A 16,719-nucleotide genomic window follows, 5' to 3' on the forward strand; every position below is an offset into this window, starting at 1 on the left:
AGCCCATTCCGTCATTTTTGAATGACCGGGAAGGTTTTATCGCCAGCAAACGGGGTTTACAGGTGGATCGGCATCGCCTCAAACCGCACTCGCGGGTGAGCAATACGGTCCTGGGCACGCACCAGTTGCAGTTCGTAGCTGGTGCACGCCTGGGTTTCCAGCAGCACTTCATGCACGGCCGAAGCGGCAAATTCGAACGCGGCGACCAGGCTGTCTCCCAGCAATACCCGCGCCAGGAACAAGCCGGACGTCAAATCGCCCACACCGACGGGCTGACGGGGAAACGCCAGTAACGGGCGGCGCAGGTGCCAATTGCCTTCAGGGGTGACCAGCAGCATTTCGAAACTTTCTTCCGGCTTGCCAGGGTAGGACAAGTGCTTGACCAGAACGGCCTTGGGGCCGCGTGCCAACAGGCTGCGCGCCATCGCCAGGCAATCGAACAGCGACTGCGGGTGACGACCACAGAAGCTGTCCAGCTCCAACTGGTTGGGGCACAGAAAGTCGGCCACGGCGGCCGCTTCATTCAGCAAAAAATCACTGACTTCGTACGGCACAATGCAGCCTTTCTCCGGGTGCCCCATGACCGGGTCGCACAGGTACAGCGCGTTGGGGTTAACGGCCTTGATCCGCGCGACCCCACTGAGAATGGCTCGCCCTTGCGCAGCGCTGCCCAAATAACCGGATAACACGGCGTCGCAGTTGCCCAGCTCTCCGATGGCGGCAATCCCGTCAACCAACGCCGGAATTTGGTCCGGGGCCAGCACTTCGCCAGCCCATTGGCCATACTGAGTGTGGTTTGAGAACTGCACGGTATTCAAAGGCCATACATTGACGCCCACGCGCTGCATGGGAAAAACGGCCGCGCTGTTGCCGGCATGGCCGAAAACCACGTGGGATTGGATGGCGAGTAAGTGAGGCGTACGTTTCATGCCGGCTTCCAGACTGCGTGTGGATTCAAGCCACGCAGTATGCGACGAAAAGCAACCTGTACGACAGGCTGAAGACGCAGTTAAGCTGAGCCCACTCTGTTGGAGCACATGTGATGCTGACCCTTGGAAATATGTTTGTGCTGATGTTATTGGCAACAGGCGCTGCCTGGCTGTGGCACAACCACGGCATGCGCGAGCGGGCGCTGGAGCGCGTCAAACAGCACTGCAACAAACTCGACATCGAGTTACTCGATGAAAACGTGGCCCTGAAGAAGATCGCCTTTATCCCGGACGCCAAGGGCAATCGCCGCCTGGCCCGTGTGTATAACTTTGAATTCACCGTCACCGGTGATCAGCGCCATGCGGGCACCATCACTCAATTTGGAGCCCACAGCGCCAAAATTGAACTGGCCCCCTACCCGTTCAAGGCTGAACCAGAGCCTGAACAGCGCGATATCCCCAGCGCTCAAGTCATCGAACTGAGCCAATGGCGCCAGCAACACACCAAACCCCGCCAATAGTGCCGAACCCAGGAGAAACTTGATCCTCTCCTGGGACGCGGCAACCTTCTCTACGCTTTTTAGGCGACCTGTGGATAACTTTCTTGCAGATTGCACTAAAAACGCCTGAAAACCCCTAAATAGACGCTTTCCAGTGGATATTTTCAGCTCAACTTTTCGCAATCAGCACGAATTGTAGGACAACTTTACCAGTACAGATTGGCACTTTTCAGAGGAAATTCAGTGCGAAAGGCATTGTTGCAGGCCTTCTGTCAGGGCATTCAGGTCCTGCGGGGCGTCGAAGATCAGTTCAATACGTGAATCTTTGCGCCATTCAGCGTTTTTCCAGGGTTCCAGCCGATTTTTCAGCGAATTTGAGGACATCCAGCCCGCAGATCCATGAACAACCAGCTTTGCACGCAGCCAATTCAGGCCTTCAAGCCATCGGTTCAGCGCTTGCAGATCAAACTGGCGCGAGGGCTGCCATTTCCAGCCGGCACTCCACCCTTCAGGCTGCTGCCTGAACACAATAATGGGCGTCTCAGGCCCGGAAAAAATACTGCCAAGTGAATTAAAATCCTTATAAATCAATGAGTTATCCACAACATGAATATCGCTAATAGTGGCTACAGGCAGCGTATTTAGCGGGATGTAGCCCTGTTCGGTCCATAGCAGAGGGCACTTTGGCAGGCATGATGCAATCTGCTCACGTTGCTCTTTTTCCACACTATTAGATTTATTCATGACCAATAAACCGGCCATTTCCAGGGCTTCGCGCTGGCTTTGCGACAAGGGTTTTCCCTGAGCGAGCGCTTCGGTATCCAGGACCATGACGCAGGGTTGTAACGCCAAAACACCCAGCCAGGGCGTCACGCTTAACTGCTGGAGGATGCGCGCGGGATGGCCAAGGCCAGAGGGTTCGATGAACAGGCGGTCGGGTTTTGCCTTGCGTAAAAGGCGGCTCAAGCCAATTTGAAAAGGCGCGCCGTTCACGCAACACACGCACCCGCCCGCCACTTCAGCGATCGCGATTTGATCATCTGCCGAACTCATCAAGGCCGCGTCGAGACCGATTTGCCCGAACTCATTCACCAAAACCGCCCAGCGTTCGTGTGCCGGCTTCTGTGCCATCAGGTGCTGAATCAGACTGGTTTTACCTGCACCGAGCGGCCCGGCGATCACATGAGTAGGAATGTTGTGCAACATCATCGCCCGCTTCTGTAGGAATCCAAGGCTGCAATATGCCTCAGGCGAGCCAGTCGAGGGTCAAAATCAGCCGTCGCTCCCCGGTTTTCAATGCCGGTGAACGATGGATCAAACCCGCCCCCTGATTGCCCTGCCACTTTTCGCCTTTAAGCAGCGCGACGTCTCCCGCGCTCATCTGCTGAATGAACGTACTGTCGGGGCCCTCAGCCTGATCATTGCCTAAATGCTGACGATCCATCACGCCTTCTTCTACCCACTCGCTGCCCGGCCCGGCATAAGTCGTCACCAGTCGTGCGGGCACATGGTCCACATGAAAGCGCGGACACATGGCTTTATCCAGGGCTCTGAGGCGCAGTCCAACGCGCTTGGCCCCAAGCAGGCACGCATAGGCACTGACTAGCCAGCAAACATCTGCCATGAAGCCCGTATAGCCTTCCAGGTCGCAGAATCGCTGCGCCAGCCCTTGCAGATTGGGCGGTGTATTTTCATCGGGTAATTCGAAGCTCAAGGCTTGCGCAAGGGGTTCATCGAGTGACAACAACAGCGCACAGAAGTCTGCGATATGGACCGGCAATGCGCGTTGCCACACGGCCATGTTTACGCCTTCCTCGTGGATGCGCGTCAACACCTGCGGGGCTTTCCCCTGCGCATGTTGAATAAGGCGCGCGTCAGCCTTCATCACGCGGCCACCTCGCTGTACCAGTCGCCAAATGGGTCGCTCAGCTGTAGCCAGGCTTCAGGGCCCATTGCGACTTCAGCATCGGTCAGCAAGCAAGCATCTAGTTCGACGGTGAGTGCGTTGAAGTCGATGTGCTGACCGATAAACACCAATTCCTGACGACAATCTGCTGTCTCAGGAAGCCATTTTTTAAGGATTTCGGCGCGAGTTTCTGCATCTTCAGGCCATTGATCCTGGGGTACAAAACGCCACCAGCGACCCGCGTATCCATACCGCATCAGCCCCCCTGCCTGAGACCAGCTACCGGCCTCCTGGTACTTGCTCGCCAGCCAGAAAAAACCTTTGGAGCGCAGCAATTTACCGTTGGTCCAGGGCCGGTCGATAACGTTAAAAAAACGCTCAGGGTGAAAAGGCCGAACCGCACGATAGACCGTCGAAGCGATGCCGTACTCCTGGGTTTCAGGTACATGTTCCCCGCGCATTTCTTTCAACCAGCCGGGCGACTGGGCGGCACGCTCAAAATCGAAACGGCGGGTATCGAGAATTTTTTTCAGCGCAATTTCTCCCATCACCATTGGGAGAATTTCTGCTTCTGCGTTCAGTCGCTGAAGAATGGCCTTTAGTTCTTCACGTTCGGCCCGGCTGATGAGATCAATCTTGCTGATCAAAATGACGTCTGCAAATTCGACCTGTTCGATCAGCAAGTCGGTGATTGAGCGCTCGTCGTCTTCTCCCAGGGTTTCACCGCGAGACGCCAACTGCTCGGCGGCCTGAAAATCGCGCAGAAAGTTAAGCCCATCCACGACCGTCACCATGGTATCCAGACGTGCGATATCCGCCAGGCTTTGACCCGCGTCATCTCGAAAGGTGAATGTTTCAGCGACAGGCAAAGGCTCAGAAATGCCGGTGGATTCGATCAATAAATAATCGAAACGACCTTCCTTGGCCAATTTGCTGACCTCCTCTAAAAGGTCTTCGCGCAAGGTGCAGCAGATACACCCATTGCTCAGTTCCACCAATTTTTCCTCTGCACGGTTCAGGGTGACATCGCGCTGAACCTCAGCTCCATCGATATTTATCTCACTCATGTCATTGACGATGACGGCCACGCGCAGATCGTCACGATTGCGCAAGATGTGATTCAACAGGGTGCTTTTGCCTGCACCGAGAAAACCTGACAGCACTGTTACGGGAAGACGTTTGGGCATGGTGATTCCTCATCAGGGTGAGCAGGTCAAAACGCCCGCTTGTGGGAGCGACCGACGCAAGCGAAGCAATTGATACACTATAACAATACAAGGCTATAATTGTTACTGTGTAACACAAATGCGTTCCCTTAATGGAAAACACACATGACCTCTCTCACCCTGCCTGACATTGCCTCACAAACTGCGCTTCACGACATTCCCTTGGATTGGGTCGGCATGTGCGGCATTGCGCTGCCAGTTGTCATTAATGGGCAACGCTTAGCAGCGACAGCCGATGCGGGGGTCAGCCTCGATGATGGCGAAGCGCGCGGTATTCACATGTCACGCTTATTTTTAGCGCTAGAAGTTTTAGATTCGCAGGCCGTGAACCCCGCACTTTTGAAGAAAATTTTGCAGCGTTTTTTAGACTCGCATGACGACTTGTCCACATGTGCCTACCTGAATCTCAACACTCAAATGCTCTTGAAGCGGCCGGCATTGATCAGCCCATTGAGTGGTTGGAAGAGTTATCCCGTGGAGATAAAAGCATCCCTGGAAAACGGAATGTTCCACGTGGAACTAAATGTTGAAGTGGAATATTCATCAACGTGCCCCTGCTCAGCAGCCTTGGCACGACAACTCATCCAGCAGAAATTTGTCGATGACTACGCAAATAAAACACTTCAGCACGCCGAGGTTTTAGCGTGGCTCGGCAGTACGCGAGGGATTGTAGCGACCCCCCATAGCCAGAGAAGTACAGCTCACTTGCAATTGCACATCCGCGAAGACGGAGACAATTTCCCTATTGAGCACGTCATTGATAAGGCCGAAAAGGCACTGGGCACCGCCGTACAAACCGCTGTGAAACGCGAGGACGAGCAAGCCTTCGCGTTAGCCAATGGACAGAATTTGATGTTTTGCGAGGATGCAGTGCGACGGTTGCATGTGGCACTGAAGTCCACTTCAGCGGTGAAAGGATTCAATCTGAAGGTGGTGCATGCAGAGAGTTTGCACAGCCATGATGCTGTAGCGAAGAGTCGTTGGAATTGGCGTAGATAAGCATTGCAGTGTTAACCGCGCGCTGACGGTGCAGAGCGCGGCATATCGCTTTAGGCGCGAGGTTTTACGGTTCCACAATCAGCACCCAACCAGACAGCCTGGGAATCCAGGCTCCCCGTTTGCTTAAGGCCTGTCGCATTGAAGGTGCCCGTAACATGGGTCGTGAATTCACGATCACTGGCAAATGTCGCCACACCTGCCCCCTGAGCTTTTGGACAACTAAAGCGAAACTTCCACTGATTTCCACTACGCTCAGTGATCTGCTGCTGACATCCCGACTGGGGATCAGTCAGGGGGATGGAATCGGATTTCACCTGTTCAGGGGTCAGGCATACCCGAACACCTTTACCGCCCATGTTGATGCCTTGCTTCTCCAGTTGAGCCAATTGCTCAGGGGTCAGCATGGTTTTGAGTTGACCCATCATCATTTGAAAATCGGGGAGTTGATTACCGTCCACCTGCATATTGCTCGACGTCAGCTCCCACAGACCGGGTTGCAACATTTGGGCTTGAGCCACAGGGATCGATAAACCAAAGGCCATGACAAGCCCAAGCAAACGAACATTCATCAAGCAGCTCCTATTGATAAGTCAGCGTTAGACGTCACAAAACAGCGGGTGTTGCATCAGTAAACAATTAGGGACATTCATACCAGAACGTGGTCTTTTACGTACTTGGCGTCAAACATTGAGGAGCAAGGATACGCATGGATTATCTCGGCCCGCACGTTTTCGGTTATCTGATTTTATTGATCCACAGCCTGGGTTTGATTGCCGCGGTGCATGCGGTATTAACCGTGAGAACCGCTCAAGGTGCAATTGCCTGGGCCATGTCGTTGTTCTTCATCCCCTACTTCACCCTGATTCCTTATTTGATTTTTGGGCGCAGTACGTTCGACGATTACATCAAGGCGCGTCGACAGGCCAACCAGGAAATGCGTGAGGCCATTGCCAATCTGGACTGGAGACCTTGGGTAGAAGAGGCACTGGCAGCCCGTAATTCAAAAGCGTATACCTCGCTGCGCGCAATGCCGAAGTTAGGCCGCATGCCTTGCCTGGCCAACAATCAGGTTCGGTTACTCATCAATGGAGCCGCCACCTTCGATGCCATTTTTGCCGCCATTCGAGCTGCCAAAGAAGTGGTGCTCGTTCAGTTTTTTATCGTCCATGACGATGACCTGGGTAAGAAGCTACATGCCTTGTTGCTGGAAAAAGCCGCCCAAGGCGTACAGGTGTATTTGCTGTACGACAGCATCGGCAGCCACTCCTTGCCCGGGAGTTATGCTGAAACCCTGGGAGCTGGCGGTGTTCAGGCAAAGGCTTTCGCGACACGCGGGGGCTGGATCAGTCGCTTCCAGGTCAACTTTCGCAACCACCGTAAAGTCGTCGTGGTCGATGGGGTTAAAGGGTTCGTCGGCGGGCATAACGTCGGGGATGAATACTTGGGCAGCAAGCCTCCCTTGTCCCCATGGCGCGATACCCACGTGGAAGTGAGTGGCCCCGTGGTGGCCTGCTTGCAAGAGTCATTTGCTGAAGACTGGTTCTGGGCGGCCCGTAAATTGCCGCCCCTCATCTTGCCCCAGACCTACCCGGAGGGTGGCGTGCTGTGTCAGTTTTTGGCCAGTGGCCCTGCCGACTCATACGAAACCTGCTCGTTGTTTTTCGTCGAAGCCATCCATGCTGCTAACGAACGCGTATGGATTACGACGCCCTACTTCGTACCCGACGAGGCTGTATTTTCGGCTCTTAGACTCGCCGTGTTGCGCGGGGTAGATGTACGGATTCTGATTCCCTCGCGCCCGGATCACAAAATTGTGTACGCCGCTTCAAGTCTGTATGCCTTCGAAGCGGTCCGGGCCGGGGTAAAAATATTCCGTTATCAGCCAGGGTTCGTGCATCAAAAGGTCGTGTTGGTCGACAACGAAATCAGCGCCATCGGCAGCGCCAATATGGATAACCGTTCGTTCCGTCTTAACTTTGAAGTGATGTTACTGACGGTTGATGAATCCTTTGCCCGAGAAGTTGAAAACATGCTGCATGACGACTTTGCATTGGCTCGCGAAATCACCGAAGACGACATCAAAAGCACCCACCATTTACAGCAACTGGGGATGCGCATTGCGCGCCTGGTTTCGCCCGTTCTATAAAAAAAAACCGTGTCACTCAGTGGCACGGTTTTCATCAAATCTCAGGGCCAGGCATCGCTCAGCGATAGAGATCCGCGCGTGTTGGGGGTAATTCAATTGAGCCATCCGCATGGGGTTTGGTGGCCAGAATCTGATGAATGTTTATCCAGCCACGGGTAAAGGCATAAGCGCAACCTGCCAGATAAAGCCGCCAAATACGCAAAATCTGTTCGGGGACTTCGTTGGCCGCGGCATCAAGGTTCTGCTCCAGGCGCTGACTCCAATGCTCCAACGTACGCGCGTAATGCAGGCGTAAACTTTCGACGTCGACCACTTCCAGCCCGGCTTCACTGATCTGGGCACTAATCATCGACAGGTGCGGCAACTCCCCGTTGGGAAACACATAGCGCTCAATGAACTCGCCCGCCCCGCGTCCCACCTGACGACCGTCAGTGTGCTTGGCGGTAATACCGTGGTTCATCACCAAGCCGCCTTCACGCACGGCATTAAACAAAATCTGGCAGTACTCTCGCAGGTTGGCGTGCCCGACGTGTTCAAACATGCCCACGCTCACAATCTTGTCGAAACGTCCGTCCTGAGGCAGATCCCGATAATCCAACAGTTGCAGGTCGACCTTATCTTGCAGGCCTTCCGCCTTAACGCGCTCTTTAGCCAAGGCAAGTTGTTCCTTGCTCAAGGTAATACCGAACACTTTGACCCCGAACTCCCGAGCAGCGAAGCGCGCAAGCCCGCCCCAACCACATCCAACGTCCAGCAGGTATTCGCCCGGCTTAAGTCGCAACTTACGGCACAGGTGACGAAATTTTGCCTGTTGCGCCTCCTCCAGACTTTCTTCGCCCGTCTCGAAATACCCACAGGAGTAAACCATGTCGCGATCCAGCCAGAGCTGATAAAACGCGTTGGACACATCGTAATGGTAGGAAATCGACTCGGCATCTGTCGCCTTGTCGTGATACTGGCGCGGGGGCGTGGCGTCATCGTCCTCAACCAATAGCGCCTGGCTGAGCTCATCGCACACCCGGATGACTTCACTGATAGAACCTTCAGCCAGCTCCAGGCGCCCTTCTACAAAAGCGCTGCCTAGCAAGTCGAGCGTGGGGTGGGTGATTTCTGAAACGATGGTTGGATCCTTGACCACGATCGTGACACTGGGCGTTGGGCCCAAGTCGAATTCGAGACCATCCCATAGCTTCAGGCGAAGTGGAATTTTGAGATTCTGTAAAGCTGGTGGCAGTTGCGCAAGCATCAGTAGTCCTCCCTCATTTCAGACGTCAAAAAATAAGGGTAGTCGATTAACTGAAACTGTCAGGCTCACGGGCCAGAAGGTTTGATCTAGAGCGGATGAAACCTTTTTTAAGTTTCACCGCCCCAGACGTTGAATCATTCAAAACGAAGCGCAAACCGGATAGTCACGCCTTGCAGTATCAGGGGTGAGCGATTAACTGTTTGGCCAACGCTTCAAACGCAGGAATGGTCACCGGGTCATTGGCCGAATTACTGGCAATGGGGTTTGAGGCGAAACGCACAATCACCATCTCGGCTTTAGGGTCGATGTAGATGCGCTGCCCATATACGCCGCGAGCCATGTAGGCACCGTCGGCGTTATGCGTCACCCACCACATGTTGCGGTAGCTGCCACCTTTGAGTTGGTCGTAGCCAGCCTTGGCAAAGGCTGCTTTATCCCCACCCGCCCGAATATCTTCCACCACCGCTTTGGGAACAATTTGTTGCCCCAAGTATTGGCCGTCGTTGCGCATTAACTCGCCGAACCTCGCCATGTCTCGCAGACCGGCATTGAAGCCGCCACCGGCGAACGGTGTACCGATGGAGTCCACCGTAAAGTAAGCATCTTGCTCGGCCCCCAGACGTTGCCAGATTTTCTCCGACAGCAACTGCGCCACATTGCGCCCCGTTACCCGGGCAATAACCCATCCCAAGACATCCGAGTTCACGGTCTTGTACCCAAAGGCTTTGCCATGTTCGCCCAGAGGTTGAACCGTTTGCAGGTATTCCATGTAGGTTTGTGGTCCGGTGTAGCCTGCCGGCTTGGGCAGCGGGTTACCGGCCATTGCGTGCTGCCAGACTTCCGCCTTGGGGTCGGCGTAGTCTTCACTGAATTTAAGCGCGGTGGTCATGTCGAGTACCTGACGCAGCGTGGCCGTGGCAAACGCTGAGTTGGCCAGTTCAGGCACGTAATCGACAATTTTTTTATTGGCATCCAATGTGCCATCCGCCACCAACATCGCTCCCATTGTCCCGACCACCGATTTGGTCACCGACATGGCGGCGTGCTCACCTTCAGGGTTCAACACACCAAAATACCGTTCGTACACGACCTTGCCGCGATGCAACACGACAATGCCGTCGGTGTAGTTGGCCGCCAGTGATTGTTCCCAGGTCATGGGTTCTGTGCTGCCGGTCGGTATAAACGTCAGTTGATCGATGTCGGTGCGCAACGCACGTGCTAACGGTACTGGAGCGCCCAAACCACGGGATACGTTAGTGGTCGGCATCAATTGGCGGAAGTTGGACACGCTCCAGCGCATGGCCGGAAACTTGAAATAACTGCCATCGGCGAAGCGAATGATACGGTCAGGCGGTGGCGGAGCACCGACCATCCAGCCCATTTTTGCAGGATCGCTGGCAGCCGCATCCGGATAAGGGGTGTCGGCGGCACTGGCGAAAGAGGCGGCCAGCGTTGAAAGACAAAAGAGACTGATGCGCGCGGGTCTGGATAAACGCTTGAACATGAAGAGGCCTCTGCAGAGGAACAAAACAATGGCCAAGTGCTGAAACGAATGTTCCTTGTCCGATTCATGGCCGCACACCACCTTGCGCGAAAAGGGGTGAGTTTGCATAGCCTGAACAGAGGTTAATCAACGGCTGACGCGTTTTTTATAGCAGCGTGGACAGGCGGCCGCTTTCCACCCTGTTAAGTCTCCTGACGTGCAGCACCCACAACCCGAGGCATGATTGCTTACGTTCTTAGATCGATTCGGCATTACTCACGATATGTCTTAACATAGCCAGTTGCCGAAAGAACCAGCATGGTCATCCCCATGACAGGCTTTCATCCTTTACAAATACGTGTGGTGAAGATGAACAAGCCTTTCATTTCGCTGTGCCCTGAAGTAACTCGGGCGCACGCGCTGACGTTGATGGATTGGTTGGAAGATGAACGTGTCACCTGCTACCTGAGCGATTCGCGTGATGTCTCACGCACCCTCGAACACGCGATCGACCGGACTCAATTGCCGATCCTGACCCACCTGTTCAACCGGGGCGGCCGATTTTTTATGGCCTATGACCGGTATGACGACCCGGTGGGCTTTGTCCGACTAATCAAGACCGGCTCTGAGTGCGAGATCGTTCTGGCCATTGGAGACAGTGAAAAATGGGGCCGAAACCTCGGCGCCCGCACGATCCGCGAGGGCATGAAAATGGCCTTCCTCGACATGCGGGCCAAGAAACTCATCGCCAAGATACATCCGCACAACGCGCGTTCATTGAAAGCCTTTCTGCGCAGCGGCTTTAAACTCGAGAGCGAAACGCCGACCTTGAAATCGTTCTCCATGACGGCGGGACGTTATCTTCAGTTATTGCGCGAAGGGGCCGTTGACGACGCCACCCGGATCTACATCACTGAAATCGACAAGGCCAGGCTCGAGAGTCTAATCGCGCTGGAACAAGGCCCAGTTGTTGTGGAACTCGAACATGAATTAGAGCGCGCGGTTGTCGTCAACCCGCAGCAGGTGGCGAGCAATGTCGTCACGATGAACTCCAGGGCCTTGCTGCAGCTGGATGGCGAAGAGATGGAGGTGGCCTTGGTCTACCCTGAAGACGCGGACAGTAACGCAGGCAAATATTCCGTGTCATCTGACATCGGCGCCGCGATTCTGGGTTATCAAGAGGGGGACGCCATCAACTGGCGAATTTCAGATCGCACGCGCCGCATTGAGATCAGGAAAGTGCTGTACCAGCCGGAGGCTGCGGGCGACTTCCACCTTTAATGGCGTTGTTCACTGAGTGTTTGTCTATCCGTTGCGAGGATCCCCCGGAGAACGGGGGTCACGCTTTACGGGCCTGAGCGGCCCATTGGGAAAGGCAGGAGGCGGCAAGGCAGACCTGCCGACTCCTGCGACAATTTTAATTGTCTAACACCAACGACTTTTATCGTCGGGGCACTTATTCAACAGTGACGGATTTCGCCAGGTTGCGCGGCTGGTCGACGTCCGTCCCTTTGAGCACAGCGACGTAGTACGACAACAATTGCAACGGGATGGTGTAGAGGATGGGCGCCAGTACGTCATGGATGTGTGGCATGTTAATCACATGCGTGCCTTCCCCATTGGTCATGGCCGCTTGTTCATCCGCGAAAACAATCAACTCGCCACCGCGTGCACGCACTTCTTGCAAGTTGGATTTCAACTTTTCCAGCAATTCGTTATTCGGCGCGACGGTCACCACCGGCATGTCGTTATCCACCAGCGCGAGCGGTCCATGTTTCAACTCACCGGCCGGGTAGGCTTCTGCGTGGATATACGAAATTTCCTTCAGCTTGAGCGCACCTTCCATCGCCACCGGGAACTGAGCACCGCGACCCAGGAACAGGGTGTGATGTTTGTCAGCGAACAACTCCGCGACTTTTTCGACGGTCGCATCCATCGCCAGTGCTTCCCCAAGACGGGCAGGCAAGCGACGCAGTTCTTCTACCAGTTGGGCTTCAACCCCCTCCTCCAACGTCCCGCGTACTTGCCCCAACGACAGCGTCAGTAGCAACAGCCCCACCAGTTGGGTGGTGAAGGCTTTGGTGGAAGCCACACCAATTTCGCGACCCGCCTGGGTCAGCAGGGTCAGGTCAGACTCACGTACCAGCGAGCTGATGCCAACGTTACAAATGGCCAGACTGCCCAGGAAGCCCAGCTCTTTAGCGTTGCGCAGAGCGGCCAACGTGTCAGCGGTCTCGCCCGATTGCGAGATGGAAACGAACAATGTGTCTGGCTGGACCACCACTTTGCGATAACGGAATTCACTGGCCACTTCGACTTGGCAAGGAATGCCTGCCAAAGACTCCAGCCAGTAACGCGCAACCATGCCAGCGTGGTAGCTGGTGCCACAGGCGACGATCTGAACATTGCGGACCTTGGCAAACAGTTCGGCCGCGTGTGGACCAAAAGCCTGAACCAAGACGTGGTCTTGACCCAAGCGGTTTTCCAACGTGCGTTGAACGACCGAAGGCTGCTCGTGAATTTCCTTGAGCATGTAGTGACGAAACTCGCCTTTGTCGGCTGCTTCGGCGCCGTCGCTGTACTGCACGGTATCACGCTGAACGCTGTGGCCGTTCACATCCCAGATCTGCACGCTGTCGCGGCGGATCTCAGCGATGTCGCCTTCTTCCAGGTACATGAACCGGTCAGTGACCTGGCGCAGGGCCAGTTGATCAGAGGCCAGGAAGTTTTCCCCCAGACCCAGGCCAATCACCAGTGGGCTGCCGCTGCGAGCAGCGACCAGACGGTCCGGTTGTTTGGCACTGATAACGGCCAAACCATAAGCCCCGTGCAACTCTTTGACAGTCGCTTTGAGGGCCGCCGTCAGGTCGTTGTTATCTTTGAGCTTATGGTTAAGCAGGTGTGCGATGACTTCAGTGTCAGTGTCCGAGGTAAATACGTAGCCCAGTCCCTTGAGTTGTTCGCGCAGGGCTTCATGGTTTTCGATGATGCCGTTGTGCACGACTGCCAGATCGGAGCCCGAAAAGTGCGGATGCGCATTGCGCTCGCAGGGAGCGCCGTGTGTAGCCCAGCGAGTGTGAGCGATACCTAGACGCCCCACCAACGGCTCGCCGGCCAGCGCCTGTTCAAGCTCTGCCACTTTGCCGTTGCGACGCATACGCTCCAGCGTGCCGTTGTTTGTGAAAACAGCGACACCGGCACTGTCATACCCGCGGTATTCAAGACGCTTCAGGCCTTCGAGCAGAATGGCCGTGATATTCCGTTCAGCGACTGCGCCAACAATTCCACACATAACGTTCTCCTAACTAAGTGCCGCGCATAACAAGGTTATGCCTCGGGCCTGAATCTGTTCGCGCGCTTCTTGAGGCAAGCGATCATCAGTAATAAGGGTATGGACGCTGCTCCAGGGCAGTTCCAGATTGGGTATTTTGCGACCGATCTTGTCGGCCTCCACCATCACGATCACTTCACGCGCGACGTCTGCCATGACCCGGCTCAGCCCCAACAATTCGTTAAACGTGGTGGTGCCGCGCTGCAAGTCGATGCCGTCAGCGCCAATGAACAATTGATCAAAGTCGTACGATCGCAGCACCTGTTCGGCCACCTGGCCCTGAAAAGATTCCGAATGCGGGTCCCAGGTTCCACCTGTCATGAGCAACACCGGCTCGTGTTCCAGTTCACTCAAGGCATTCGCGACATGAAGTGAATTGGTCATGACCACCAGGCCCGGCTGCAACCCGAGTTCAGGAATCATGGCAGCCGTGGTGCTGCCACTGTCAATGATGATGCGCGCATGTTCTTTGAGCAGATTGACGGCCGCCCGGGCAATGGCTTGCTTATAAAGTGACACCGGTTGCGTCGGGTCTATCACTAACTCTTGCGGCAGGGTGATAGCCCCGCCGTAACGGCGCAAAAGCAGCCCATTACTTTCGAGGGCGGCTAAATCCTTGCGAATCGTAACCTCTGAAGTTTCGAAGCGTTTGGCCAGCTCATCCACACTGACTTCGCCTTGCTCATTGAGCAGGCCAAGGATGTTGTGTCTACGCTGTGGAGTATTGCGCTTTGACATAAACGCCTTAAGTTTCGTTTCGAAAGATAACGAAAGCAATGAGACCTGATCTCGAATTCGACGTCAACGGAATTGTTGGGTTTTTTGCTGTGCATAACTCTTCAAATCCTGATAACCAGAGGCGATTCAGGATCGATTGGTATGAATAAAAAAGCCCTTATCCACAGCTAGAGGATAAGGGCTTTTATAACTCATTGATTATTAAGCAATTTGTAACAATAGAAAATTACCCACATTGTTCGCATTTAGCGTGTGGATAACCCTGCTTCACGCCTTTGGCTGCTTAACCGGGCGTTTCCAACCTTCGATGTTGCGCTGCCGTGCCCGACCAACGGCAAGGTGTTCGGCCGGTACGTTTTGATTGATCGTCGAACCGGCGGCCGTGGTTGCACCGTCTAAGATATCCACAGGCGCTACGAGTGAGTTATTGGAACCAATAAAGACATCAGCGCCCAGCACGGTTTTCCACTTGTTGGCGCCATCGTAATTGCACGTAATGGTGCCAGCACCAATGTTGGTGCGTGCGCCAACCTCGGCATCCCCAAGGTAGGTCAGATGGCCGCATTTGGCGTCTTCACCCAGATGGGCGTTTTTCAATTCGACGAAGTTACCCACATGGGCCCGGGCATCGAGCACGCTGCCTGGACGCAGGCGCGCAAAGGGGCCGGCATCACTGCCCTCGCCCATCACCGCACCATCGAGATGGCTGTTGGCTTTGACCACGACCCCTTTACGCAAGACGCTGTCTTTGATCACGCAATTCGGCCCAATGACCACATCGTCTTCGATGACCACGCGACCTTCGAGGATAACGTTGATGTCGATGAGCACATCACGTCCCACGGTTACGTCACCTCGAACATCGAAGCGTGCCGGGTCGCGCAAGGTGACCCCCAACGCCATTAAACGACGCGCTTCACGTTGTTGATAATGACGTTCCAGCTCCGCCAGCTGCTTACGATCATTGGCGCCCTGCACTTCCATCGCGTCGTGCGGTTGTTCCGTGGCGACGATCAAGCCATCGTTCACGGCCATGGCAATCACGTCAGTCAGGTAATACTCACCTTGCGCGTTGTTATTGGACAACCGGCTCATCCAGTCACCCAGACGGCTGGCCGGAACGGCGAGGATGCCAGTATTGCCTTCAGTAATGGTGCGCTCGGCTTCAGTTGCATCCTTGTGCTCAACAATCGCACTCACCTTGCCGGCTGCGTCACGCACGATGCGGCCGTACCCGGTCGGATCATCCAGGTTGACTGTGAGCAAGCCCAACTGTTGCGGCGTTACGTGCTTGAGCAACCGCTGCAACGTGTCGACTTCAATCAACGGTACGTCGCCGTACAAGATCAGGACATTCTCTGCCGTCAAAAAGGGTAGGGCTTGGGCCACTGCGTGACCGGTGCCCAATTGCTGGTCTTGCAGCACAAAGTTCAAATCGTCCGCGGCGAGGCGCTCGCGGATCCTGTCCGCCCCATGACCGATAACGACATGAATCCCGTTTGGCTTCAGTTGGCGGGCGCTGTGGATAACATGACCCAGCATGGAGTTACCGGCCACCGGGTGCAGAACCTTGGGCAAGGCCGAACGCATGCGGGTGCCCTGACCTGCGGCGAGAATTACGATATCGAGAGACATGACTGGCTACCAATCCTGGGTGGTCAGCGGATGCGACCAAAAGTATTTCGCGGAAAAAGAAAAAGGGTAGCCGAGGCTACCCTTTTTAATCAATCACACAATGAAGCAGGCAGCTTAGCCGCCGAACTTCTTGCGGATCTGCTGGACGGTGCGCAGCTGAGCTGCGGCCTCGGCCAGTCGTGCAGCCGCAGCTCCGTAATCGAAGTCTGCGCCTTTTTCGTTCAGGGCCTTCTCGGCAGCCTTGACGGCTTCCTGAGCGGAGGCTTCATCCAGGTCGGCAGCACGTTGCACGGTGTCGGCAAGCACCTTGACCATGTTCGGCTGAACCTCGAGGTAACCACCGGAGATGTAAAACACCTCGGCTTCCCCACCCTGTTTGATCAGGCGGATCGGACCTGGCTTGAGTTCAGTGATCAGCGGAGCGTGACCCAGAGCGATACCAAGATCACCCAGGCTGCCGTGCGCAATCACCATCTCAACCAGACCGGAAAAGATTTCTCCTTCCGCGCTGACGATATCGCAATGGACTGTCATATTAGCCATCTGATTGCCTCAACCTGATTAGCGCCCGTTTCCGGGC

15 protein-coding genes are annotated in these 16,719 nt (G+C 55.0%); 4 read left to right on the top strand and 11 right to left on the bottom strand.

The features are described from left to right. Positions 1 to 56: 56 nt before the first annotated feature. Positions 57 to 929: a pyridoxal kinase PdxY gene (pdxY, locus tag V6F78_RS06760; RefSeq protein WP_047279037.1), complete on the bottom strand. Its 873-nt coding sequence runs from the start codon at positions 927 to 929 to the stop codon at positions 57 to 59. Between the two features lie 113 nt (positions 930 to 1,042). On the opposite strand from pdxY, the gene V6F78_RS06765 reads away from it, so the two are divergent. Continuing rightward, a complete protein-coding gene (locus tag V6F78_RS06765; RefSeq protein ID WP_047279036.1) occupies positions 1,043 to 1,450 on the top strand; it encodes a DUF3301 domain-containing protein in 408 nt (135 codons plus the stop codon). A gap of 219 nt (positions 1,451 to 1,669) precedes the next feature. Here the strand turns inward: V6F78_RS06765 and V6F78_RS06770 are convergent, their stop codons facing one another. The 3 genes from V6F78_RS06770 to zigA are packed head-to-tail and all read right to left on the bottom strand — an operon-like array spanning position 1,670 to position 4,522. Then, complete coding sequence (locus tag V6F78_RS06770) at positions 1,670 to 2,635, bottom strand: CobW family GTP-binding protein (RefSeq protein WP_094991134.1); 966 nt, start codon at positions 2,633 to 2,635, stop codon at positions 1,670 to 1,672. A 40-nt stretch (positions 2,636 to 2,675) separates the two neighbouring features. Next, positions 2,676 to 3,314 (bottom strand): DUF1826 domain-containing protein, encoded by a 639-nt coding sequence (locus V6F78_RS06775; RefSeq protein ID WP_332726892.1) that lies wholly within the window; start codon positions 3,312 to 3,314, stop codon positions 2,676 to 2,678. Continuing rightward, positions 3,314 to 4,522, bottom strand: a complete 1,209-nt coding sequence (zigA, locus tag V6F78_RS06780) for a zinc metallochaperone GTPase ZigA (RefSeq protein ID WP_047296554.1) — start codon at positions 4,520 to 4,522, stop codon at positions 3,314 to 3,316. Before zigA ends, V6F78_RS06775 begins: the two co-directional genes overlap by 1 nt. 144 nt (positions 4,523 to 4,666) lie before the next feature. Here zigA and folE2 point away from each other — a divergent pair, with 144 nt between their 5' ends. Beyond that, entirely contained in the window at positions 4,667 to 5,560 is an 894-nt protein-coding gene (gene folE2 / locus V6F78_RS06785) for a GTP cyclohydrolase FolE2 (protein WP_095007493.1), read from the top strand. Positions 5,561 to 5,610: 50 nt separating this feature from the next. Here folE2 and V6F78_RS06790 read toward each other — a convergent pair whose 3' ends face one another. Further along, complete coding sequence (locus tag V6F78_RS06790) at positions 5,611 to 6,129, bottom strand: DUF3617 domain-containing protein (RefSeq protein WP_047279719.1); 519 nt, start codon at positions 6,127 to 6,129, stop codon at positions 5,611 to 5,613. A 137-nt stretch (positions 6,130 to 6,266) separates the two neighbouring features. On the opposite strand from V6F78_RS06790, the gene cls reads away from it, so the two are divergent. Continuing rightward, complete coding sequence (gene cls / locus V6F78_RS06795) at positions 6,267 to 7,706, top strand: cardiolipin synthase (protein WP_047296558.1); 1,440 nt, start codon at positions 6,267 to 6,269, stop codon at positions 7,704 to 7,706. A 58-nt stretch (positions 7,707 to 7,764) separates the two neighbouring features. On the opposite strand, the gene cfaB is transcribed toward cls, so the two are convergent. Beyond that, positions 7,765 to 8,952 carry a C17 cyclopropane fatty acid synthase CfaB gene (cfaB, locus tag V6F78_RS06800; RefSeq protein ID WP_094991125.1) on the bottom strand — a complete coding sequence of 396 codons (1,188 nt, stop codon included), beginning with the start codon at positions 8,950 to 8,952 and terminating at the stop codon, positions 7,765 to 7,767. Positions 8,953 to 9,130: 178 nt separating this feature from the next. Continuing rightward, positions 9,131 to 10,456: a serine hydrolase domain-containing protein gene (locus V6F78_RS06805; RefSeq protein WP_332726899.1), complete on the bottom strand. Its 1,326-nt coding sequence runs from the start codon at positions 10,454 to 10,456 to the stop codon at positions 9,131 to 9,133. Between the two features lie 297 nt (positions 10,457 to 10,753). On the opposite strand from V6F78_RS06805, the gene V6F78_RS06810 reads away from it, so the two are divergent. After that, a complete protein-coding gene (locus tag V6F78_RS06810; RefSeq protein ID WP_070414930.1) occupies positions 10,754 to 11,716 on the top strand; it encodes a bifunctional GNAT family N-acetyltransferase/nucleoside diphosphate kinase regulator in 963 nt (320 codons plus the stop codon). A gap of 175 nt (positions 11,717 to 11,891) precedes the next feature. Here the strand turns inward: V6F78_RS06810 and glmS are convergent, their stop codons facing one another. From glmS to V6F78_RS06830, 4 genes are all read right to left on the bottom strand, one after another. Then, positions 11,892 to 13,727 (bottom strand): glutamine--fructose-6-phosphate transaminase (isomerizing), encoded by a 1,836-nt coding sequence (glmS, locus tag V6F78_RS06815; RefSeq protein WP_070415052.1) that lies wholly within the window; start codon positions 13,725 to 13,727, stop codon positions 11,892 to 11,894. Positions 13,728 to 13,736: 9 nt separating this feature from the next. Continuing rightward, positions 13,737 to 14,504 carry a DeoR/GlpR family DNA-binding transcription regulator gene (locus V6F78_RS06820; RefSeq protein WP_047296564.1) on the bottom strand — a complete coding sequence of 256 codons (768 nt, stop codon included), beginning with the start codon at positions 14,502 to 14,504 and terminating at the stop codon, positions 13,737 to 13,739. Positions 14,505 to 14,771: 267 nt separating this feature from the next. Beyond that, entirely contained in the window at positions 14,772 to 16,139 is a 1,368-nt protein-coding gene (glmU, locus tag V6F78_RS06825; RefSeq protein WP_094990997.1) for a bifunctional UDP-N-acetylglucosamine diphosphorylase/glucosamine-1-phosphate N-acetyltransferase GlmU, read from the bottom strand. A 114-nt stretch (positions 16,140 to 16,253) separates the two neighbouring features. Next, entirely contained in the window at positions 16,254 to 16,673 is a 420-nt protein-coding gene (locus V6F78_RS06830) for a F0F1 ATP synthase subunit epsilon (RefSeq protein WP_371264276.1), read from the bottom strand. Positions 16,674 to 16,719 lie beyond the last annotated feature (46 nt).

Origin of the sequence: Pseudomonas sp. ESBL9, from assembly GCF_036668715.1 — a bacterium.
Taxonomy (GTDB): Bacteria; Pseudomonadota; Gammaproteobacteria; order Pseudomonadales; family Pseudomonadaceae; genus Aquipseudomonas; species Aquipseudomonas lundensis.

What these genes read in the sequence shown, in the direction of transcription:
- pdxY (WP_047279037.1), bottom strand. Translation starts at nt 929, where the DNA reads ATGAAACGTACGCCTCACTTACTCGCCATCCAATCCCACGTGGTTTTC.
- V6F78_RS06765 (WP_047279036.1), top strand. Translation starts at nt 1,043, where the DNA reads ATGCTGACCCTTGGAAATATGTTTGTGCTGATGTTATTGGCAACAGGC.
- V6F78_RS06770 (WP_094991134.1), bottom strand. Translation starts at nt 2,635, where the DNA reads ATGTTGCACAACATTCCTACTCATGTGATCGCCGGGCCGCTCGGTGCA.
- V6F78_RS06775 (WP_332726892.1), bottom strand. Translation starts at nt 3,314, where the DNA reads ATGAAGGCTGACGCGCGCCTTATTCAACATGCGCAGGGGAAAGCCCCG.
- zigA (WP_047296554.1), bottom strand. Translation starts at nt 4,522, where the DNA reads ATGCCCAAACGTCTTCCCGTAACAGTGCTGTCAGGTTTTCTCGGTGCA.
- folE2 (WP_095007493.1), top strand. Translation starts at nt 4,667, where the DNA reads ATGACCTCTCTCACCCTGCCTGACATTGCCTCACAAACTGCGCTTCAC.
- V6F78_RS06790 (WP_047279719.1), bottom strand. Translation starts at nt 6,129, where the DNA reads ATGAATGTTCGTTTGCTTGGGCTTGTCATGGCCTTTGGTTTATCGATC.
- cls (WP_047296558.1), top strand. Translation starts at nt 6,267, where the DNA reads ATGGATTATCTCGGCCCGCACGTTTTCGGTTATCTGATTTTATTGATC.
- cfaB (WP_094991125.1), bottom strand. Translation starts at nt 8,952, where the DNA reads ATGCTTGCGCAACTGCCACCAGCTTTACAGAATCTCAAAATTCCACTT.
- V6F78_RS06805 (WP_332726899.1), bottom strand. Translation starts at nt 10,456, where the DNA reads ATGTTCAAGCGTTTATCCAGACCCGCGCGCATCAGTCTCTTTTGTCTT.
- V6F78_RS06810 (WP_070414930.1), top strand. Translation starts at nt 10,754, where the DNA reads ATGGTCATCCCCATGACAGGCTTTCATCCTTTACAAATACGTGTGGTG.
- glmS (WP_070415052.1), bottom strand. Translation starts at nt 13,727, where the DNA reads ATGTGTGGAATTGTTGGCGCAGTCGCTGAACGGAATATCACGGCCATT.
- V6F78_RS06820 (WP_047296564.1), bottom strand. Translation starts at nt 14,504, where the DNA reads ATGTCAAAGCGCAATACTCCACAGCGTAGACACAACATCCTTGGCCTG.
- glmU (WP_094990997.1), bottom strand. Translation starts at nt 16,139, where the DNA reads ATGTCTCTCGATATCGTAATTCTCGCCGCAGGTCAGGGCACCCGCATG.
- V6F78_RS06830 (WP_371264276.1), bottom strand. Translation starts at nt 16,673, where the DNA reads ATGACAGTCCATTGCGATATCGTCAGCGCGGAAGGAGAAATCTTTTCC.